This is a genomic window from Rhodococcus sp. F64268 (assembly GCF_023015605.1).
Classification (GTDB): domain Bacteria; phylum Actinomycetota; class Actinomycetes; order Mycobacteriales; family Mycobacteriaceae; genus Rhodococcus.
This window is the reverse complement of record NZ_JALKAI010000008.1, coordinates 105,920-125,105: the sequence shown is the minus strand read 5'-3', so window position 1 is coordinate 125,105 and position 19,186 is coordinate 105,920. Positions and strand designations below refer to the sequence as shown.

The 19,186-nt window shown below is 66.4% G+C and carries 22 protein-coding genes; 16 read left to right on the top strand and 6 right to left on the bottom strand.

Annotation, left to right across the window (positions count from 1 at the left end; genetic code table 11):
- Positions 1-116: 116 nt before the first annotated feature.
- Complete coding sequence (locus MWU77_RS18805) at positions 117-503, bottom strand: helix-turn-helix domain-containing protein (protein ID WP_169686557.1); 387 nt, start codon at positions 501-503, stop codon at positions 117-119.
- Positions 504-643: 140 nt separating this feature from the next.
- On the opposite strand from MWU77_RS18805, the gene hisD reads away from it, so the two are divergent.
- The 8 genes from hisD to helR all read left to right on the top strand — a co-directional run bounded on the left by hisD (position 644) and on the right by helR (position 8,295).
- A complete protein-coding gene (hisD, locus tag MWU77_RS18800; RefSeq protein ID WP_169686559.1) occupies positions 644-1,966 on the top strand; it encodes a histidinol dehydrogenase in 1,323 nt (440 codons plus the stop codon).
- Positions 1,963-3,093: a histidinol-phosphate transaminase gene (locus MWU77_RS18795; RefSeq protein WP_247274470.1), complete on the top strand. Its 1,131-nt coding sequence runs from the start codon at positions 1,963-1,965 to the stop codon at positions 3,091-3,093. Before hisD ends, MWU77_RS18795 begins: the two co-directional genes overlap by 4 nt.
- Positions 3,090-3,704, top strand: coding sequence for an imidazoleglycerol-phosphate dehydratase HisB (gene hisB, locus MWU77_RS18790; RefSeq protein ID WP_169686563.1), 615 nt, complete (start codon positions 3,090-3,092; stop codon positions 3,702-3,704). The genes MWU77_RS18795 and hisB overlap by 4 nt, the downstream gene beginning before the upstream one ends.
- Before the next feature lie 3 nt (positions 3,705-3,707).
- The gene (locus tag MWU77_RS18785) at positions 3,708-3,863 is read left to right on the top strand and encodes a hypothetical protein (RefSeq protein ID WP_169686566.1); all 156 of its coding nucleotides are present in this window, start codon (positions 3,708-3,710) and stop codon (positions 3,861-3,863) included.
- Positions 3,864-3,894: 31 nt separating this feature from the next.
- Positions 3,895-5,025 carry an MFS transporter gene (locus tag MWU77_RS18780; protein ID WP_247274529.1) on the top strand — a complete coding sequence of 377 codons (1,131 nt, stop codon included), beginning with the start codon at positions 3,895-3,897 and terminating at the stop codon, positions 5,023-5,025.
- An 11-nt stretch (positions 5,026-5,036) separates the two neighbouring features.
- Positions 5,037-5,672 carry an imidazole glycerol phosphate synthase subunit HisH gene (gene hisH, locus MWU77_RS18775; RefSeq protein WP_247274469.1) on the top strand — a complete coding sequence of 212 codons (636 nt, stop codon included), beginning with the start codon at positions 5,037-5,039 and terminating at the stop codon, positions 5,670-5,672.
- Between the two features lie 65 nt (positions 5,673-5,737).
- Complete coding sequence (locus tag MWU77_RS18770) at positions 5,738-5,920, top strand: hypothetical protein (RefSeq protein ID WP_240958945.1); 183 nt, start codon at positions 5,738-5,740, stop codon at positions 5,918-5,920.
- A gap of 161 nt (positions 5,921-6,081) precedes the next feature.
- A complete protein-coding gene (gene helR, locus MWU77_RS18765; protein ID WP_247274468.1) occupies positions 6,082-8,295 on the top strand; it encodes an RNA polymerase recycling motor ATPase HelR in 2,214 nt (737 codons plus the stop codon).
- Positions 8,296-8,314: 19 nt separating this feature from the next.
- On the opposite strand, the gene MWU77_RS18760 is transcribed toward helR, so the two are convergent.
- From MWU77_RS18760 to MWU77_RS18750, 3 genes are read right to left on the bottom strand one after another with little or no spacing between them, the layout of a single operon-like run.
- Positions 8,315-8,752: a MaoC/PaaZ C-terminal domain-containing protein gene (locus MWU77_RS18760; protein ID WP_247274467.1), complete on the bottom strand. Its 438-nt coding sequence runs from the start codon at positions 8,750-8,752 to the stop codon at positions 8,315-8,317.
- Entirely contained in the window at positions 8,749-9,195 is a 447-nt protein-coding gene (locus tag MWU77_RS18755; RefSeq protein WP_247274466.1) for a MaoC family dehydratase N-terminal domain-containing protein, read from the bottom strand. The genes MWU77_RS18760 and MWU77_RS18755 overlap by 4 nt, the downstream gene beginning before the upstream one ends.
- Positions 9,183-10,214: a YafY family protein gene (locus MWU77_RS18750; protein WP_247274465.1), complete on the bottom strand. Its 1,032-nt coding sequence runs from the start codon at positions 10,212-10,214 to the stop codon at positions 9,183-9,185. The genes MWU77_RS18755 and MWU77_RS18750 overlap by 13 nt, the downstream gene beginning before the upstream one ends.
- Before the next feature lie 61 nt (positions 10,215-10,275).
- Here MWU77_RS18750 and MWU77_RS18745 point away from each other — a divergent pair, with 61 nt between their 5' ends.
- From MWU77_RS18745 to MWU77_RS18715, 7 genes are all read left to right on the top strand, one after another.
- A complete protein-coding gene (locus MWU77_RS18745) occupies positions 10,276-12,522 on the top strand; it encodes an ATP-binding cassette domain-containing protein (RefSeq protein ID WP_247274464.1) in 2,247 nt (748 codons plus the stop codon).
- A 108-nt stretch (positions 12,523-12,630) separates the two neighbouring features.
- Positions 12,631-13,365: a bifunctional 1-(5-phosphoribosyl)-5-((5-phosphoribosylamino)methylideneamino)imidazole-4-carboxamide isomerase/phosphoribosylanthranilate isomerase PriA gene (gene priA, locus MWU77_RS18740; protein ID WP_169686582.1), complete on the top strand. Its 735-nt coding sequence runs from the start codon at positions 12,631-12,633 to the stop codon at positions 13,363-13,365.
- A gap of 5 nt (positions 13,366-13,370) precedes the next feature.
- Positions 13,371-14,198: an inositol monophosphatase gene (locus tag MWU77_RS18735; RefSeq protein ID WP_247274463.1), complete on the top strand. Its 828-nt coding sequence runs from the start codon at positions 13,371-13,373 to the stop codon at positions 14,196-14,198.
- Positions 14,195-14,968, top strand: coding sequence for an imidazole glycerol phosphate synthase subunit HisF (gene hisF / locus MWU77_RS18730; RefSeq protein ID WP_169686586.1), 774 nt, complete (start codon positions 14,195-14,197; stop codon positions 14,966-14,968). Before MWU77_RS18735 ends, hisF begins: the two co-directional genes overlap by 4 nt.
- The gene (gene hisI, locus MWU77_RS18725) at positions 14,965-15,306 is read left to right on the top strand and encodes a phosphoribosyl-AMP cyclohydrolase (protein WP_169686588.1); all 342 of its coding nucleotides are present in this window, start codon (positions 14,965-14,967) and stop codon (positions 15,304-15,306) included. Before hisF ends, hisI begins: the two co-directional genes overlap by 4 nt.
- A 625-nt stretch (positions 15,307-15,931) precedes the next feature.
- Complete coding sequence (locus MWU77_RS18720; RefSeq protein WP_247274462.1) at positions 15,932-16,762, top strand: glycoside hydrolase family 19 protein; 831 nt, start codon at positions 15,932-15,934, stop codon at positions 16,760-16,762.
- Between the two features lie 43 nt (positions 16,763-16,805).
- Positions 16,806-17,036: a 4-oxalocrotonate tautomerase family protein gene (locus MWU77_RS18715; RefSeq protein ID WP_308198828.1), complete on the top strand. Its 231-nt coding sequence runs from the start codon at positions 16,806-16,808 to the stop codon at positions 17,034-17,036.
- A gap of 34 nt (positions 17,037-17,070) precedes the next feature.
- Here the strand turns inward: MWU77_RS18715 and MWU77_RS18710 are convergent, their stop codons facing one another.
- Complete coding sequence (locus tag MWU77_RS18710) at positions 17,071-17,709, bottom strand: GNAT family N-acetyltransferase (protein WP_169686592.1); 639 nt, start codon at positions 17,707-17,709, stop codon at positions 17,071-17,073.
- A gap of 21 nt (positions 17,710-17,730) precedes the next feature.
- Entirely contained in the window at positions 17,731-18,216 is a 486-nt protein-coding gene (locus MWU77_RS18705) for a MarR family winged helix-turn-helix transcriptional regulator (RefSeq protein WP_169686594.1), read from the bottom strand.
- A gap of 150 nt (positions 18,217-18,366) precedes the next feature.
- Between MWU77_RS18705 and MWU77_RS18700 the strand changes: the two genes are divergently transcribed.
- Positions 18,367-19,134, top strand: coding sequence for a dioxygenase (locus MWU77_RS18700; RefSeq protein WP_169686863.1), 768 nt, complete (start codon positions 18,367-18,369; stop codon positions 19,132-19,134).
- Positions 19,135-19,186: the final 52 nt, after the last annotated feature.

The window sequence follows — 19,186 nt, the reverse complement described above, 5'->3', positions numbered from 1 at the left end:
CGCACCTTACCGCAAGGTACATGCCGAGTGCACGTTGGGGTAGGCGCGGCCCATACGGTCCTGACCTGCCGCCCAACCGTGAGTAAAACCCCTGACCTGCGCAAATGTGAATCTGCTCACTCGACGTCGGAGTTCGCCGATTCACCACCGCGTCGTCGCTTGGCGACAGTGACCTCCCGGAACGCTTCGTACATCTCCTCGAGAGACCGCCGCTGGGCATTGGTCAGATCCGGATCCTCGCGAAGTGCCTTGGTCACCGCCGACTCTCCGTCGGTGTCCGGCGTGACCTGCGACACCAGCGCATCCGCCGACATATGCAACTGTTCGGCGATCGCATGGAGGACACGATCGCTCGGCGCCCGCAGGTTTCGTTCGATCTGCGACAGATACGGGTTCGAGATGCCCACCATCGACGCCAGCTGGCGCATCGGGAGTTCCGCGAGCTCGCGCTGGCGTCGGATGAGTTCGCCCAGAGTGGTCGGGCGCTCGTCGTCCTGGTTCATTCCGCCAGCATAAGGTCGGTGCGGCAGCGAACCGGCTCTTCGGGTGACCCACTCACGCGGGCGTCCCACCCGCGTGTGCTCTATCTACTGTCTATGCGGATAATGGACAGTGCTCCCTGATCAGCGAGAGAGGACACCTCATGCTTGCCCGCACCGACCTGCGCGGTCGTACTCCCACCACTGCGGAGCTGAGGGGCGCACTGCCCCGCGGCGGAGTGGATGTGGACGCGGTGCTGCATCACGTTCGTCCCGTTGTCGACGATATCCGCGACCGCGGTGCCGAGGCCGCGCTCGACTACTGCGAGAAGTTCGACGGCGTACGACCCGACAGCGTTCGCGTGCCTGCCGCCGAACTGGAAGGCGCCCTCGCCGAGATCGATCCCGCGGTACGTGCGGCCCTCGAGGTTGCCATCGAACGCACCCGTAAGGTGCACGCCGACCAGCGACGCGCCGACACCGTCACCGAGGTGGTGCCCGGCGGCACCGTCACCGAACGCTGGGTGCCGGTCGACCGGGTCGGACTGTACGTACCCGGCGGAAACGCTGTGTACCCGTCTTCCGTCGTCATGAACGTCGTCCCCGCGCAGGCCGCGGGCGTCGAATCGCTCGTGATCGCGTCGCCGCCGCAGAAGAACTTCGGCGGCCTGCCCCACCCGACCATCCTCGCGGCGGCCGCACTGCTCGGCGTCGACGAGGTCTGGGCGGTGGGCGGCGGCCAGGGCATCGCATTGCTGTCCTACGGCGGCACCGACACCGACGGCGCCGAACTCGCCCCCGTCGACATGATCACCGGCCCCGGCAACATCTACGTCACCGCCGCCAAGCGACTGTGCCGATCGGTGGTCGGTATCGATGCCGAGGCGGGTCCCACCGAGATCGCGATCCTCGCCGACCACACCGCGGACGCCGTGCACGTCGCAGCCGACATGATCAGCCAGGCCGAGCACGACGTCATGGCGGCATCCGTGCTGGTGACCACGAGCCCCGCACTTGCCGACGCCGTAGACGCTGCGCTCGCTGCGCAGCTCGAACTCACCAAGCACCGCGAGCGTGTGGCCACCGCACTGTCCGGAAGCCAGTCCGGCATCGTGCTGGTCGACGACATCGCGCAGGGCCTGAGCGTGGTCAACGCCTATGCGGCCGAACACCTCGAAATCCAGACGGAGGACGCAGCCGGCGTCGCCGCGCAGGTCCGGGCGGCCGGAGCGATCTTCGTCGGCCCGTGGGCCCCGGTCTCGCTGGGCGACTACTGCGCCGGCTCGAATCACGTACTGCCCACCGCCGGCTGCGCGCGGCACCAATCCGGGCTGAGCGTGCAGACGTTCCTGCGGGGAATCCACGTCGTCGAGTACGACGAAGCGGCTCTGAAAGACGTGTCCGGCCACGTGATCACTCTTGCGAACGCAGAGGACCTGCCTGCACACGGCGAGGCCGTGCGACTGCGCTTCGAGGCACTGAAGTGAGCGCGGTGGTACCGGGTGATTCCGTCACCCTCGACGACCTGCCACTGCGCGAGAACCTGCGCGGCAAATCGCCGTATGGTGCCCCCCAGCTGACGGTGCCCGTTCAGCTCAACACGAACGAGAACCCGCACCCGCCGACGAAGGCTCTCGTCGACGACGTCGCAGAGTCGGTTCGTGAGGCCGCGACACAACTGCACCGCTACCCCGACCGCGACGCCGTCGCCCTGCGCACCGATCTCGCTGCGTACCTCACTCGGCAGACCGGTATCGCGGTAGGGATCGAGAATGTCTGGGCAGCAAACGGATCCAACGAGGTGCTGCAGCAGATCCTGCAGGCTTTCGGCGGACCCGGCCGCAGCGCAATGGGATTCGTGCCCTCGTATTCGATGCACCCCATCATTGCCGACGGAACACAGACCGAATGGCTGCCCACCTACCGGCGCGACGATTTCACCCTCGACATCGAGGCCTCCGTCACCGCGATCCGCGACCGGCGACCCGACGTCGTGTTCGTCACGAGCCCCAACAATCCGACGGGACACAGCATCCCGCTCGACGAGCTGCGCACGATCCTCGACGCTGCCCCGGGGATCGTGATCGTCGACGAGGCATACGCCGAGTTCTCCGCCGTGCCGAGTGCGCTGGCGCTGATCGACGAGTACCCGGCGAAGATCATCGTCTCGCGAACCATGAGCAAGGCCTTTGCATTCGCCGGTGGTCGACTCGGCTACCTCGCCGCGGCCCCGGCGGTGATCGATGCGTTGCTGCTCGTGCGCCTGCCGTACCACCTGTCGGTGATCACACAGGCTGCCGCACGGGCAGCGCTGCGCCACGCCGACGCCACCCTCGGATCGGTTGCCGAACTGGCCGCGCAACGTGATCGCGTCGCCGCCGAACTCACCCGGGTCGGATACGACGTGATCCCGTCGGACTCCAACTTCATCCTGTTCGGGCGCTTCGCAGACGCCGCCGCCACCTGGCAGCGATACCTCGACCACGGCGTCCTGATCCGGGACGTCGGAATCCCGGGCTATCTGCGCACCACAATCGGACTCGCACACGAGAACGACGAACTTCTGCGGGTCAGTGAGTTACTCGCCGCAACGGAAATCGAGGCACACCGATGACGGACCGCATCGCCAAGGTCGAACGCACCACGAGAGAATCGAGCATCATCGTCGAGGTGAACCTCGACGGAAGTGGACGCACCGACATCGCAACGGGTATTCCGTTCTACGACCACATGCTCACCGCACTCGGTCAGCACGGCTCGTTCGACCTGACCGTGCACGCCAAGGGCGACATCGAGATCGAGGCGCACCACACCGTCGAGGACACGGCGATCGTCCTCGGACAGGCGTTCAACCAGGCTCTCGGCGACAAGCGTGGAATACGCCGATTCGGCGACTGCTTCATTCCGATGGACGAAACCCTTGCGCATGCGTCCGTCGACGTCTCCGGACGCCCCTACTGCGTGTTCACCGGCGAACCCGACTACATGGCCCACTCGGTGATCGGTGGATACCCGGGTGTGCCCTACTCGACCGTCATCAACCGGCACGTGTTCGAGTCCTTCGCATTCCACGCGCGCATCGCGCTCCACGTGCGCGTCCTCTACGGCCGCGATCCGCATCACATCACCGAGGCCGAGTTCAAGGCTGTCGCGCGCGCACTGCGCGAGGCCGTCGAACCGGATCCGCGCGTGAGTGGTGTGCCGTCGACCAAGGGCAGCCTGTAATCGATGGACGTTCTCCTCACCTACGCCTGTTTCCTCGCCGCAGGGATCACGGCCGGCGGTACGTGGTCGATGTGGAAATCCCGGAATCTCCTGTTCGCCGGGGTTCTCCTTGCGATCACGGTGCTAGCCGTGATCGCGGGTGTGCTCAGGTTGACCTGACGTGACGCAGGACCGTCCGGCACTGCTTCGCGTGCGCGGGCTCCCTGCCGCGTGGATACTGGCTGCCGCAGCGTTCGGCGGATTCTCTTTGCTGTTGCCCGTCGTGCCCTGGGCCATCGCCGAAGCGGGGGGATCCGACACACTCGCGGGCTCCGTGACAGCGGTGTTCATGCTCACCACGGTCCTCACGCAGGTCGCCATGCCGCGACTGATGCGAACCTACGGCCACCGCGCCACGCTCGTCGCAGGTTGCCTGCTGCTCGGTCCGCCATCATTGCTCTTCCTCGTGTCCGTGGCGCCGGTTGCTGTCCTCGGGATCTCCGCGGTGCGCGGGATCGGATTCGGCATGATCACCGTCGCTGCATCCGCGCTGGTGGGCGAACTCGCACCTCCACGCCTGCTCGGCCGGGCGACGGGGGCGCTCGGTGTCGGGATCGCTGCGTCGCAGATGGTCGGCCTGCCCGCCGGCCTGGCGATCGCCGAACGCTACTCCACCACACCGGTGTTCCTCCTCGGGGCGATCGTCACTTCGGCTGCTCTCGTCGCAGCATTCCGGCTGCCGCAGACACCGAAACGCCCATCGCCACCGACCGGTCGTATCCCGCTGCGGATGCTGTTGTTCCCGATGGTGGCGGTCGGAGCGGGAGCCATCGCCTACGGCGGTCTGACATCACTGCTGCGGATCGCTGTCGCCGATCTGCCCGTCCCGACCGCACTGGCCGTGCTCAGTGCGTCCACGCTCGTCGGACGGTTCGGGGCGGGTGCCCTCGCCGACCGCCTCGGCGCGGGCCGGATGCTGCCCGTCGGTCTCGGCCTCGCCGCGGTGGCAATGGTGCCGTTCGCTCTCGTCGCCGACGGTCGAGCGGGCGCAGGCGCCCTGATCGGAGCCTCGGTGTGCTTCGGGCTCGGCTTCGGCATCGTGCAGAACGAGGCACTGCTCGTCGCGTTCCGGCGCGCCGGTTCCGAACACATCGGATCCGCGAGTGCCGCATGGAACATCGGCTTCGATGCGGGCACCGGAGCCGGATCCTTCGCACTCGGGGCAGTAGCCGCCGCATCCGGCTACCCGGCGGCCTTCGTCGTCGCGGCCCTGCTCGTCCCCACACTTCCATTGCTCGCGAGGCTCGCCGGCCCGTCCGAGCGTCCCCGTCCCTCCACATAGAATCGACAACCATGAGCGCAACCACGGTGGCCGTCCTCGACTACGGCTCGGGAAATCTCCACTCCGCGACACGGGCACTCGCCCGCACCGGCGCGCACGTCGAGGTCACCTCCGACCCCAAGATCGCGCTCGCCGCGGACGGTCTCGTCGTCCCGGGCGTCGGCGCATTCGACGCCTGCATGCGCGGCCTGCGCAGCGTCGGCGGCGAGAAGATCATCGGTACCCGCCTCGCAGGGGGACGCCCGGTACTCGGCATCTGCGTCGGCATGCAGATCCTGTTCGAGAAGGGCGTCGAACACGGCATCGAGACCGAGGGGTGCGGTGAATGGCCCGGGACCGTCGAGCGTCTCGACGCCCCCGTGCTGCCCCACATGGGTTGGAACACCGTCGAGGCGGCGAAGGACTCCGTCCTGTTCGCCGGAATGGACGCCGACACACGTTTCTACTTCGTCCACACCTACGCGGCGCAGACCTGGGAACTGCCCGAACCCGAGCGTCTCGCCCCGCCGCGCCTCACCTGGGCCGAGCACGGCAGCCGATTCCTCGCCGCAGTCGAGAACGGTCCACTCTCGGCGACGCAGTTCCACCCCGAGAAGTCCGGTGACGCGGGTGCCGTGCTGCTGCGGAATTGGGTGAGCTCCTTGTGAGTACACCGGGCGAGGGGAAACAGCCCGACGAGCCGACCGGCGATCTGTCGATCGGCAAACTCGCGATGTCGGCGCTCGGCGCGGCCGCGGCGGTGCTGCTCGTCGCCACCCTTGTCATCGTGGTGCTGAAGCCGGAACCGGTGATCGGTCTGATCGTGGCACTCGTCGGGGTGATCGGCGCGATCACGGCCATGGGGATCGTGTCGAAGCGGATGACGCGGAAAGCGTTCGGTCCGGAAAAGAAATAGGACGTTGCATTGGGCAATTCCCACTGCTACGTCCTTCCCTCTTCAACATATAGCTCACCCGGGGGCTTGCGGCAAGACCCCCGGTGTACCCCAGAATCATCCTCCTGGCCGGATCCGTGCACGTCACGGTTGCGCCCGGCCGGGAGAGGGGAAATATCGTCATGACGTTCGACGACATACACACGACTCGACGCGAACAGCAGGAGAGGCACGAAAAGGAGCTGAACTCCGAACGGCGATATGTGTCACGGCTCCACGCACGACTGGATTCGGAACGGGCCGACGCATCGGCACGATACGAGGTGGCGCTGCGTGACAGTGGGTACTCACCGATGGAACGCGACGTCGAGGTACGCGCGCAGGCCCGGGCGATCGCACGATTGGACGTGGCAGATGCCGGACTGTGCTTCGGCCGGTTGGACGCAGCGTCAGGCGAGCGCTCCTACATCGGCAGGATCGGGCTCCTCGACGAGGCGAACGACTACGAGTCGTTGCTGCTCGACTGGCGGGCGCCGGCTGCACGACCGTTCTACGTGGCGACCGCGGCGAATCCCGAGGGCATGCGTCGACGCCGCCAGTTCCACACCCGTGGACAGGAGATCGTCGACTTCACCGATGAATCGCTCGGGCGTCCGTCGGACGACGACACCGGGGACTCGGCGCTGCTTGCCGCGTTGACCGCGCCGCGCGGCGACGGAATGCGCGACATCGTGGCGACGATTCAGGCCGAACAGGACGCGATCATCCGACTCGACCACCCGGGCGTACTCGTCATCGAGGGAGGGCCCGGCACCGGCAAGACGGTGGTGGCGCTGCATCGTGTGGCCTACTTGCTCTACACCCAGCGCGAACGGATGGAACGCCACGGCGTGCTCGTCGTCGGACCCAACCCGGAGTTCCTGCGGCACATCGGGCACGTGCTGCCGTCGCTCGGTGAGACCGACGTGGTGTTCACGACCACGGGGGACCTGGTTCCCGGACTGCATGTCACCGCAGAGGACGCGCCGGACGTGGCGCGGCTCAAGGGATCGTCGACAATTCTCAAGGTGCTGGCAGCAGCGATCGCCGACCGGCAGCGGCAACCGCACGACCCGATCATGATCGAGTTGACCGATGTCACAGTGCGGATCGACGCCGAGACCGCGCAATGGGCGATCGACGAAGCGCGGGCGAGCGGCCTGCCGCACAACGAGGCCCGCGCGGTTTTCGCGGACATCGTCACGTGGGTGCTCACCGAACGTGCCATCGCACGGATCGGCCGCGGATGGCTGGATCGGTCCGACAAGCAGGCATGGGAGGACATGCGCTCGGATCTGAGCGTCGAACTCGAAGAGCACGAACGGTTTACGGCCGCGTTGGACGAACTCTGGCCGATCGTCACGCCGGAGGAGTTGTTGGCGCAGCTCTACACGTCGGAGGCACGGCTGCGCGCAGCCGGTGCCGATCGGGCGCTGTGGCGCGCCGACGGCCACGCGTGGACGGTCTCCGACGTGCCGCTGCTCGACGAACTCGTCGATCTCCTCGGACGCACCGGCCCCGTCGATGACACCGCGGAACGCGAACTCGCGGCCGAGGCCGACTACGCAGCGGGAGTGCTGGACGTCCTGGTGAACCGTGAAGACCACATGGACGACGAAGACCACCTGTTCGCGCAGGACATGCTCTACGGCTCCGATCTGGCGGGGCGCTTCACCGCGCGTGACACCCGCGACCTCGCCGAGCGCGCGGCAGCGGATCGGGAATGGACCTACCGACACGTCGTCGTCGACGAAGCTCAGGAACTGTCCCAGATGGACTGGAGAGTGCTGATGCGTCGCTGTCCGGGGCGATCCTTCACGATCGTCGGTGATCTCGCTCAGCGTCGATCGGCGGCGGGGGCGACGTCGTGGAGCGAGATGCTCGAGCCGTACGTTCCTGGACGGTGGATGTACCGATCGTTGACAGTGAACTACCGGACACCCGCCGAAATCATGACCGTTGCCGCCGGTGTGCTCGCCGACTTCGCGCCTGGCATCGCACCGCCGGAGTCGGTCCGCGAGGCGGGGGTGGTACCCTGGTCCAGGCTGGTGAGTAGCGACGAACTAGACAGCGCCGTAGAGGAATTCGTGCGTGTCGAAGCCCTCGAAGAAGGAACGAGTGTCGTGATCGGACCGTCGGGCGTCCCCGGCTCGGTCCTGCCCTCGGAGACCAAGGGCCTCGAATTCGACGCGGTCCTCATCGTCGAACCCGAACGGATCCTTGCCGAATCACCGTGCGGAGCAGCGGATCTGTATGTCTCACTGACTCGTGCCACCCAGCGTCTCGGGGTGCTGCACCGTGCACCGTTGCCGGAGGTCCTGTCCGGTCTCGCGGACAGGACCCCGCTCGCGCGGTGAACGAGGACCGACACTCCGGTCAGGACGAGAACCGGATCTGGGCCTGCGTCTTTCCGAGGACGGTGCGACCCTCGTAGCTCACTGTGATGTCGATCCGCGCCGTGTGCTCGTCGGGGTCGAGTCGGGCGACCTTGGCGGAAATCGACAGTGTGGCGCCGTCGACCGGATCGACGACCACGGGCCGCGTGAACCGGGTCTCGTACGAGATCACCGCGGTGGGATCGCCGATCCAGTCCACCACCGTCTGCAGCGCCAAGGCCGCAGTGAGCATCCCGTGCGCGAGCACCCCGGGAAGTCCGACCTCGGCTGCTGTGACGTCGTTGTAGTGGATCGGATTCAAATCGACCGATGCGCCCGCGTAGCGCACCAGGTCGTCGCGGGTGATCCTCGGTTCGGCCTTGGCGACGACGGCACCGACCTCGAGATCGCCGAACGCGCGGCGGGTGGGCAGGCTCATGCGTCACCTCGATGCAGGAAACTCGAGGTCACCGTTGCGACCAGTGCACCGGTCTCGTCGCAGACTTCGCAGATCGTCGAGAGGAAGGAATTACCCCCGCGCTCGGACACATCGACGATGGTCAACGTGGTCGACAGGTCGTCGCCGGCGACGATGGGCCGGCGGTATTCGATCTTCTCCGAACCGTGGACGACCCGGTGCAGCTCGATGCCGGTGCCGGGGGACTCCATCAGCTGGGTCACGGCCGGACCCAGCACCACGGTGCTGAAAGTCGGTGGTGCGACCACATCGGGGAACCCGGCTGCGCGGGATGCCTCGACGTCGTGATGGAGCGGGTTCGTCGAGCGCACGGCGCGCGCGAATTCACGGATCTTCTCGCGGCCGACGAGATAGTTCGTCGGTGGGAATACCCGACCTGCGAGATCAGGGTTCAGTGGTGCCATCCGCCGAGCTTATCGGGCGGCAAGGCCGGGTCGGTGCGGGAATCGTGCGTTGCGGCAGACAGTCGCTGCGCGAACAGCCGGCACGAGCGTAGAAGAGCCTCGCTGCCATCGATCCTGAAGTCGGCATCGACGAAGGCGAGGATGTGGACGAGCCACTGCCACGAGTCCACATCGATGCCGACAGTGGTGCTGTCGTCGTTCGCGGCGCGGATCCGGAATTCTTGGAACTTCAGTGCGTCGACGACGTGTTCGACCGGCGCATCGACCAGCAGATCCACCGGTTCCTTGCCTCGCCGGAAGTTCTGCCGAAGGTATTCCGTCGCCGATTCGTTCGGCAGATCCCGTATCGGGTAGCGGTGTCCGGTACGGACCGGATCGTGCACGCGGTCGACCCGGAACACGCGCCAGTCCTCGCGTCGGGTGTCCCAGCCCATCAGATACCACCGCAGGAGGTGGTGGATCTGGCGGTACGGGTCGACGCGTCGCTCGGTGGTGTTTCTCGCTGCGTCGACATAACGGAAGGTGATCGTCTCCCGGTTCGTGATGGCCTCGGCGATGGTGCCCAGGTGCTGTGCGGTCACCGTCGGTGCCTGCTGGGGACTGGTCTCCAGTCCGGCACGGATCGCGGTGAGCAGCGGTCGGAGTCGAGTGGGAAGCAACTGGTCGAGTTTGCCGTACGCGCGGGACGCCGCATCGTCGATGCCGTGGTTCGCCGCATCGTCGCGGCCGCCGTCCGTGAGCCCCACCGAGGCGAGCGAGGCGAGTGCCAGCAGCGTAGCGACGGCCTCGTCGTCGTCGAGAACGAGCGGTGGCATCGTTCGCCCGGCGGCGAGTCGGTAGAAACCGCCGGGACCGGGCTGCGTCTCGACCGGGTACCCGTACCCGCGGAGGCGGTCGACGTCGCGGCGCAGCGTCCGCGGACTGACTTCGAGCCGGCGTGCGAGTTCGGTGCCACCGATCGCCCGACCGGTCTGCAGGAGAGACAGCAGCGCGAGCATCCGTTCCGTCACGTCGGCCATGTGCCGATTCTTCCCGAAAATGCGGTCAGAATGCGGCCGCATTCGGTCGTACCGTCGAGGCATGACAGCTACGCGACACATCACTGTTCGCAGGGCACACACCAACAACCTGGCCGACCTCGACCTCGACATCCCGCGCCACCGGCTGGTCGTCGTGGTCGGGGTGTCCGGCTCGGGTAAATCGTCTCTGGTGTTCGACACGATCGCCGCCGAGGCGGGGTACCAGCTGGGCGAGACGTTCCCGCCGTTCACCAGGAACCGACTGCCGAAATGGAGCCGCCCCGCCGCCGAACACATCGCAGGTCTGACCCCGGTGATCGTCATCGATCAGCGCAGGATCGGCGGAAACGCCCGCTCGACCGTCGGTACCATCACCGACACGTGGACCTACCTGCGATTGCTGTACTCGCGCATCGGGACACCGCACGTAGGCGAATCGAATCGCTTCTCGTTCAACGACCCCGCGGGAATGTGCCCCACCTGCTCGGGCCTGGGGGAAGTCGTCGCCACTGCGGTCGAACGCTTCCTCGAGCTCGACAAGTCGCTCGCCGACGGCGCCATCGTGCTCCCGGGTTTCGGCGACGGCGGGTACTGGTACTCGTTGTACGCCGACATCGGAACATTCGACGCCCATACCCCGCTGCGGCAGTGGAGCGAGGCCGAACGCGACGCACTCTTGTACGGCGGTGAGGCCGCGGCGAAACTGGGCCGCAGGACGCCGAAAGAGTACGAAGGCGTCGTCCCGCGATTCGAACGCATCTACCTGCACACCTCCGACAATCTGTCCGAACGCAAGCAGGACACCATCCGCCGCTTCACGAGATCGCAGACCTGTCCCGAGTGCGACGGCGACCGGCTGAACAAGGCCGCCCGCACCGCGGTCGTGCTCGGCCGTACCCCCGGCGAGATGTCCCGTCTCGAGATTGCCGAACTCCTCGACCTCGTCCGCACCATCGATGAAGCCCATGTCGCGCCGGTCGTCGCCGCGCTGACGGAACGGCTCGACGCCATGGTGAAGATCGGACTCGGGTACCTGACACTCGCCCGCCCGACCACAAGCTTGTCCGGCGGCGAATCCCAGCGCATCAAGACGGTCCGACATCTCGGATCGAGCCTGACCGAGATGACCTACGTGGTCGACGAACCGACAGTGGGTCTGCACCCGAGCGATGTCGAGTCGATGGTCGAACTGCTCGAACACCTCTGCAGCAGTGGTAACAGCGTGCTGGTCGTCGAACACGATCCCGCGGTGATGGCCCGGGCGGACGAGGTGATCGAGATCGGACCGGGCGCCGGCGCGGCCGGCGGCCGACTCGTGTTCCAAGGGACATTCGACGACCTGCGCCGCGCCGATACTCCGACCGGGCGTGCCCTGCGTCGACGAGCACTGCCCGAGCGTGCGCCACGGCCCGCGGCCGGCTACCTCACCGTCGCCGACGCACGACGAAACAACCTGCAGCATCTCACCGTGCAGATCCCCAGAGGCGTGATGACCGTGCTCACCGGCGTTGCGGGATCCGGGAAGTCCAGTCTGGCTACGGAACTCGTCGACCAACACGAGGCAATCGTGATCGACCAGAAGCCCGTGAGCACAAACCGGCGCTCTACCCCGATCACCTACACCGGCATCGCACCCTCAATCCGGAGACTGTTCGCGCGCCGCAACGACGTGCCCTCGACTCTGTTCAGTGCCAATTCCGACGGCGGGTGCCCGGATTGCATGGGCACCGGCGTCATCTACACCGATCTCGCGTTCATGGAGGGACAGGAAGTCGTGTGCGAGACGTGCCACGGACGTCGATTCACGCCCGAGGTCCTCGCGCACACCGTTGACGGGCTGTCCATCGCGGACGTGGACGATCTGACCGTCGCGCAGGCCGTCGCCCGCTTGCCCGACAAGGGCATCGCTCGCGCGCTGGAACAGCTCGCGGCGGTCGGCCTGGGCTATCTGCGTCTGGGGCAGTCGTTGAGCACGCTCTCGGGAGGCGAATGCCAACGAGTCAAGATCGCCAAGGAACTGCGGCAGGTGGAACAGACCACCACCTATGTCCTCGACGAACCGACCACCGGGCTGCACATGAGCGACATCGACGCCTTGCTGCACGTCCTCGACACGCTCGTCGAGGCCGGGAACGATGTGGTGGTCGTCGAGCACAACCTCGACGTCATCCGCCGCGCCGACTGGCTGATCGACCTCGGCCCCGGGCCCGGCCGACACGGCGGGACCGTCCTGTTCGAGGGACACGTGGCCGACTACACCGGATACGACACGCCCACGTGTCGTGCACTGGCGGAGGCCCTCGAATGAGCCCCGGCGGGTGCGCGTCGGTGACGCCGGACCGGTGGCGGTCTCCGGTGGCTCGATCCCGCCGAGTCGCTTTCGAGGTTCGAGGAGGCAGGCACTACTGTAGGCCCGGTGAGCCTGGTCCTTTTGCCTGCAGTCGACGTAGCCAACGGTGAAGCAGTTCGCCTCGTCCAGGGAGAGGCGGGCAGCGAAACCGGCTACGGTTCTCCGCGCGACGCCGCCTTCGAATGGCAGAACGCCGGTGCCGAATGGGTGCACATGGTCGACCTCGACGCGGCGTTCGGCCGCGGCGACAACCGTGAACTGATCGCGCAGGTCGTCGGGGAACTCGATGTGAAGGTCGAACTCTCCGGTGGTATCCGCGACGACGCGACCCTCGCAGCGGCCCTTGCGACCGGCTGCGCGCGGGTGAACCTCGGCACCGCCGCCATCGAGAATCCCGAGTGGTGTGCACGGGTCATCGGTGAGCACGGCGACCGCATCGCCGTCGGCCTGGACGTCAAACTCATCGACGGCGAATGGCGTCTTCGCGGGCGCGGCTGGGTGTCCGACGGCGGCGACCTCTGGGAGACACTCGAGCGGCTCAACAGCGAGGGGTGTTCCCGATACGTCGTCACGGACGTGACCAAGGACGGCACCCTCAGCGGCCCCAACCTCGACCTGCTCGGCTCGGTGTGCAACGCCACCGACGCTCCCGTCGTGGCCTCCGGCGGCGTCTCGACCGTCGACGATCTGCGTGCGATCGCCACGCTCGTCGACGAAGGAATCGAAGGCGCGATCATCGGCAAAGCGCTCTACGCCGGCCGCTTCACTCTTCCCGAAGCGCTCGACGCGGTTTCGCGCTGACGTCGATGGCCGCGAACGCAGACCGCGAACGCCTCCTCGCTGTTGCGAGCGAGGTGCTCGACGGTGTGTCCGGGCGGTTCGTCACCGGTCATGGAGCACCGCGGTCGGTGGACAAGGGCCGCAACGACTTCGCGACCGACCTCGATCTCGAACTCGAACGCCGAATCAGCGGTGAGCTCGCCGAGCGTACGGGTATCGCTGTGCACGGCGAGGAGTTCGGGGGGCCATCGGCGAGCAGCGGGACAGTGTGGCTGCTCGATCCCATCGACGGCACCGTCAATTATTCGGCGGGACTCCCCACCGCGGGAATCCTGCTGTCGCTCGTCGAGGACGGCGAACCGGTGCTGGGCTTGACATGGATGCCGCTGATCGGCCACAGGTTCTCCGCGGTGGTCGACGGTCCGCTGCTGTTCAACGGTGAGCCCCGCAAGCCTCTCGAACCTCAGCGGCTCGAGGACCACATGATCGCTGTCGGCAGTTTCGACGTCGACAGTCGCGGTCGTGTTCCCGGACGCACCCGGCTGTCCGTCATCACCGAACTGAGTCGCCGGGTCGCGCGGCTGCGGATGCACGGCTCGACGGGTATCGATCTCGCCTACACGGCGTCGGGGGCGCTCGGCGGAGCGGTCGTCTTCGGTCACCACCCGTGGGACAACGCGGCCGGGGTGGCGCTGGTCCGTGCGGCAGGCGGGATCGCCACCGACTTCGAGGGCATGCCCTGGCGCATCGGGAGCGGATCGGTACTGGCCGCAGCTCCCGGAATCCACGACGAAATATCGGACATTCTGAGATCCGTGAGGACGGAGTCTCGTTCAGAAGGAGAATCCCAATGACGCTCGCCGTGCGAGTGATCCCCTGCCTCGATGTCGACGCCGGACGGGTCGTCAAGGGAGTCAACTTCGAGAATCTGCGCGATGCCGGCGACCCCGTCGAACTTGCCGCCCTCTACGACGCTCAGGGCGCCGACGAACTGACCTTCCTCGATGTCACCGCCTCGAGCGGTGATCGCGGCACGATGCTCGATGTCGTCACCCGTACCGCCGAGCAGGTATTCATTCCGCTCACGGTCGGCGGCGGAGTCCGCACGGTCGACGACGTCGACCGACTGTTGCGGGCGGGTGCCGACAAGGTCTCGGTGAATACTGCGGCGATCGCGCGGCCGGAAGTGCTGCGCGAGATGTCCGAGAGGTTCGGCTCCCAGTGCATCGTGCTGTCCGTCGACGCCCGCACTGTTCCGGACGGTCAGGAACCCACCCCGTCGGGCTGGGAGGTCACCACCCACGGTGGCCGCCGCGGCACCGGTATCGATGCGGTGGAGTGGGCTCGGCGCGGTGAAGAACTGGGGGTGGGGGAGATCCTGCTCAACTCGATGGACGCCGATGGAACCAAGACCGGCTTCGATCTGAAGATCATCGAGTCCGTGCGTGCGGCGGTGCGCGTCCCCGTCATCGCATCGGGCGGCGCCGGTGCGGTAGAGCACTTCGCGCCGGCCGTACAGGCGGGCGCTGACGCGGTGCTCGCGGCGAGCGTGTTCCACTTCCGTGAACTCACGATCGGGCAGGTCAAGGATGCGATGCGCGCGGAAGGAATTGTGGTCCGATGAGCACTATCCTGAACCCGGAGATTGCGGCCAGGCTCAAGCGTAACGAGGCCGGGTTGTTCGCGGCGGTCGTGCAGGAGAAATCCACCGGGGCGGTCCTGATGATGGCGTGGATGGACGACGAGGCGCTCGCGCGCACGCTCGCCACACGCAAGGCCACATATTTCTCGAGATCCCGCAATCAGTATTGGGTCAAGGGTGAGACCTCGGGACACACCCAATACGTGCACGAGGTCCGGCTCGATTGTGATGGTGACACCGTGTTGCTCGTCGTCGACCAGGTCGGTGCGGCATGCCATACCGGTACGCACACGTGTTTCGACACCGACGTCCTGCTCTAACCCGAGAAGCGTAGTTCATCGACGAATGTGCCCGACCGCCCGCGATGCGGGGTCGGGCACGTTCGTCATTGCGCCGTTCGCGGGTGAAACCTTGTCATCGCCCTGTGATGACGCGTCATCGACGAGTGCATTTGATCTGTGTGATGTAACACAAAGCGGTGTTGATCGGGGCCCCCGGATGTCCATGCGGGATCCGGATCCGATGTGGTGGTCCGGACCGGTGCGTGCCAGCATCGCTGTCGGTCGGCGAATGCCGCCCAGTCGTTGACACCCTTCGGTCTGTGGCTGAATTGCCTTGCGGTGCAATCGATGATTCGCGTCGGCCGCTAGGCATGCGTCCGGAGCGGGCGTACCTGGGTGCTGCGAGGTGCGGCATCCGGGCGGCGCATCGAATGTCGCTGATGTGAATGATGTGCTTCGAGTGTGGCATGGAGCATGTTCATGGCGGCGGAGTGGGCTCGGGCACGATCGCTTGAAGGTCTTACTACCTGCAGCGTTACCTGGTTGTGACCTCAAGGCCGCCGAATTGTGACCCTCCGGGATGGACGACTTCCTTCGGTGAACGTGCGCGGCCCCCCATTTCCGGAGGCCGAACCGAACTCGGTCGAATTTTGGAGCACGACCCATGTCCCTTACATGCTCGCGGCACGTCCGTGTCGCGATCGCAGCCGCGGCGTTGATCGGTACGGCAACCTCTGCCGTTCTCGGTTTCGGCGCGGCCGATGCCCAGGCCACTCCGGTGGCTCCGGCGCCCACCCGGTACGACGCGTCGAGCAACCTGCTCGAGGTGCTGGAACTCGCCACTCTTGCCGAGAGCGGGTGGGCTGTCGCCGACGACCCTTCGGCTCCGATTCCGGCCGAGGCCTCGGATGCCTCCGCCGACGCGTCGGAGGCTGCCCCGTCAGAGGCTCCTGCTCCCGCACCACCGGCTGTCACCACCGACGATCTGAGGATGATCGTGCCGCAGATTCCAGCCGAGAGGATCGACCAGTACATCGCTCCGTTGAACGAGGCGATGACACGCAACGGTATCGACACGCCGGTCCGCCAGGCGGCGTTCATCGCACAACTCGCGGTCGAGTCCGACTCCTTCCGGACGTTCGAGGAGTATGCGTCCGGTCGTGCCTATGAAGGCAGGGCCGATCTCGGCAACACCCAGCCCGGAGACGGTGAGCGATACAAGGGCAGGGGAGCGATCCAGGTCACCGGTCGTCACAACTACGAGGAACTGAGCCGGCACACGGGGGTGGACTTCGTCGCGAACCCCGAGTTGCTCGCCGCGCCGGAGAACGCTTTCGCCAGTGCAGCCTGGTATTGGACGTCGCGTGATCTCAACCAGGTTGCGGACACGGCGGGGATCGTCCGGGTATCCGAACTCGTCAACGGCGGTCACCATGCCCTCACTCGTCGGATCGCCGACTTCGAGCGGGGCCTCGACGTGCTGCTCGCGCCGTAGGGCGCGAGCGTAGGGTTCGAGCGACGGCGAACCCGATGCAGCGATCGCCGATGCGACGTCACAGCTTCGCCCTCCCTGTGATTACAGTGCGTCCATGCCTCTTATCCAGATCAGCCAGACGCCCGGACTCACGAGCGAGCAGAAGGCCGAGGTGATTGCCGCGGTCACCCGCGCCTACGCCGAGGCCGCAGGCAAGAGCGAGTCGTCGGTGTGGGTGACGCTTACCGAGGTGCCGCGCGAGAACTGGGGCGTCGGCGGGACGCCGCTGGGGTGACTGTGGGACGCCGCTGGGTGAGTGCAGCCAGTGGTCAGAATGATCGGACCATGGTGAGTTGGTGTACGCGGGCGCCCTCGTAGCGAAGTCCGGGAACCGGTGGGGTGCTGCCGTGTGCTGCGAATCCCATCCGTTCGAAGAACCTTGCTGCCCTGGTATTTTCGACCAGTGTCTGGAGGTGGCAACCCGGCACTTGTTCCGAGCGTAGGCGATCGAACCAGGCGTCCATCAGTCCGGAAGCTGCGCCCGTGCCGCGCGCCTCCGGCGCAACGTTGATGTGCAGGTGCGCAGGCCACCGTGGATCGTGGATCTCGCCTGCCGTCGGGGTCCGGCGGATTGCTGCTGCGGCCGCGTCGAGCATGCTGCGCCCGAAGAACATGACGGCCTGCCTGCTGCGAAACGGCCGGTGTCGACGGAGGGAGTCGGTGATGAGTGTGTCCTCGCTCGGGAATGCCGCGGTGTCGACGCACCCGGCGAGGTAGCCGACGAGTGCTCCGTCGTGCTCGGCGACGAACAGGGAAGCGGGTTCGAGGTCCATGTACGGATCGAGATAGACCGCTGCTTCGGAATCAGTGTGACCCCACAGTGATTCGGTGGGGGATCCTTGTCCCGCGCGTGCGAACAAGGTGCGTAGGTCGGGGCGATCGTTCTCGGTGAATGTCCGAATCCGCATTCGGACAAGCTACCGCAACGTTCAGGCCTTGCCGGTGCCTTCGGCGATGCCCTTGTCGAGTTGGGTCAGCAGGGCGGTTCCGATGGTCTCGAGGGTGCTCACCTGTTCGTCGTCGAGACCGTCGAAGACGAGTCGTTGGACCGTATCGACATGTGCGGGTGCGGTCTCGACGACCTTGGTGTAGCCGGTGTCGGTGAGGACGGCATACGACCCTCGGCTGTGTGGGATCGCTTCACGGCAGACCCAGCCGCGTTTGGCGAGCCGGGTGACGACGTGGGAGAGCCGGGACAGCGACGCGTTGGCCTCCTCGGCGAGCGCAGATAGTTGCAGGCGACGGTCCGGGGCCTCCGAGAGGACGGCGAGGACGAAGTACTCGAAGTGGGTGAGGTCGGCGTCGCGCTGCATCTGGGTGTCCAGTGCTGCGGGCAACCGGGTGATCACTGCCACGAGCGAACGCCAGGCTTTCTGTTGGCGGTTGTCGAGCCACCGGGGTTCGTCGCTGCTCATGGTCGAACAAGCCTCTTTTCGAGTCGTCGTGATCTGTCCAGACTGCCAAACCGGAATGCTGTGCCCTGCGGTGGGGAATGAAATCCGTTCAGGGGAGTGTTCTCCGATATGATGCTTGAAGCTTCAATATAAGGAGATGTTGTGAACGCGATGCCCGCCCTGTTCGTCAGTCATGGCGCCCCACCGCTCGTCGACAGCGAACTGTGGGTGTCCCAGCTGGAGAAATGGTCGTCGGACCTGCCGCGCCCCACCGCGATCCTGATCGTGTCCGCACACTGGGAATCGGCGCCGCTCACCATCGGCGCGACCACCACGGGCACTCCGTTGGTGTACGACTTCGGCGGTTTCCCGCGCCGCTTCTACGAAGTCACCTATGAGTCACCGGGCGCACCCGAACTGGCCCGCAAGGTGGCGGCGCTCATGCCCGACGACGAACCGGTGGTGCAGCAACCCCACCGCGGACTCGACCACGGCGCATACGTCCCCCTCACCGTGATGTATCCGGCCGCCGATATCCCCGTCCTGCAGATCTCGCTGCCCAGCCTCGATCCGAAACGGCTGCTGGCACTGGGGGAGCGGCTACGGCCCCTGCGCGACGAGGGGGTCTTGATCATCGGGTCGGGTTTTACCACCCACGGGCTGCCGTTCCTGAGGGATATGCGTCCGGAGGCGCCCGCGCCGGGCTGGTCCGCCGAATTCGACCACTGGACTGCCGAAAGTCTTGCCGCCGGAGACATCGATTCACTACTCGACTTCCAGCGCCGGGCACCGGGGATGCCGTATGCCCACCCGTCCACCGAGCATTTCGCGCCACTGTTCGTGACCCTCGGCGCGTCCAGTGACCCCGGTCAGCGGCCGGACCAGGTCATCGACGGTTTCTGGCTCGGTCTGGCGAAACGCTCGTTCCAGGTCGTATAGGCCTGTCGACGCGCCGCAGCCACCCGCGGCGCAGACCCTCTGCTCGGTGCCT

Excerpts from the sequence above, each read along its gene's own strand:
- MWU77_RS18785 (WP_169686566.1), top strand. The coding sequence starts at position 3,708 with ATGGACGTTCTCCTCACCTACGCCTGTTTCCTCGCCGCAGGGATCACG.
- MWU77_RS18805 (WP_169686557.1), bottom strand. The coding sequence starts at position 503 with ATGAACCAGGACGACGAGCGCCCGACCACTCTGGGCGAACTCATCCGA.
- MWU77_RS18770 (WP_240958945.1), top strand. The coding sequence starts at position 5,738 with ATGTCGGCGCTCGGCGCGGCCGCGGCGGTGCTGCTCGTCGCCACCCTT.
- hisD (WP_169686559.1), top strand. The coding sequence starts at position 644 with ATGCTTGCCCGCACCGACCTGCGCGGTCGTACTCCCACCACTGCGGAG.
- hisB (WP_169686563.1), top strand. The coding sequence starts at position 3,090 with ATGACGGACCGCATCGCCAAGGTCGAACGCACCACGAGAGAATCGAGC.
- hisF (WP_169686586.1), top strand. The coding sequence starts at position 14,195 with ATGACGCTCGCCGTGCGAGTGATCCCCTGCCTCGATGTCGACGCCGGA.
- MWU77_RS18760 (WP_247274467.1), bottom strand. The coding sequence starts at position 8,752 with ATGAGCCTGCCCACCCGCCGCGCGTTCGGCGATCTCGAGGTCGGTGCC.
- hisH (WP_247274469.1), top strand. The coding sequence starts at position 5,037 with ATGAGCGCAACCACGGTGGCCGTCCTCGACTACGGCTCGGGAAATCTC.
- helR (WP_247274468.1), top strand. The coding sequence starts at position 6,082 with ATGACGTTCGACGACATACACACGACTCGACGCGAACAGCAGGAGAGG.
- MWU77_RS18745 (WP_247274464.1), top strand. The coding sequence starts at position 10,276 with ATGACAGCTACGCGACACATCACTGTTCGCAGGGCACACACCAACAAC.
- MWU77_RS18710 (WP_169686592.1), bottom strand. The coding sequence starts at position 17,709 with ATGCGGATTCGGACATTCACCGAGAACGATCGCCCCGACCTACGCACC.
- MWU77_RS18735 (WP_247274463.1), top strand. The coding sequence starts at position 13,371 with ATGGCCGCGAACGCAGACCGCGAACGCCTCCTCGCTGTTGCGAGCGAG.
- hisI (WP_169686588.1), top strand. The coding sequence starts at position 14,965 with ATGAGCACTATCCTGAACCCGGAGATTGCGGCCAGGCTCAAGCGTAAC.
- MWU77_RS18755 (WP_247274466.1), bottom strand. The coding sequence starts at position 9,195 with ATGGCACCACTGAACCCTGATCTCGCAGGTCGGGTATTCCCACCGACG.
- MWU77_RS18700 (WP_169686863.1), top strand. The coding sequence starts at position 18,367 with ATGCCCGCCCTGTTCGTCAGTCATGGCGCCCCACCGCTCGTCGACAGC.
- MWU77_RS18705 (WP_169686594.1), bottom strand. The coding sequence starts at position 18,216 with ATGAGCAGCGACGAACCCCGGTGGCTCGACAACCGCCAACAGAAAGCC.
- MWU77_RS18720 (WP_247274462.1), top strand. The coding sequence starts at position 15,932 with ATGTCCCTTACATGCTCGCGGCACGTCCGTGTCGCGATCGCAGCCGCG.
- MWU77_RS18750 (WP_247274465.1), bottom strand. The coding sequence starts at position 10,214 with ATGGCCGACGTGACGGAACGGATGCTCGCGCTGCTGTCTCTCCTGCAG.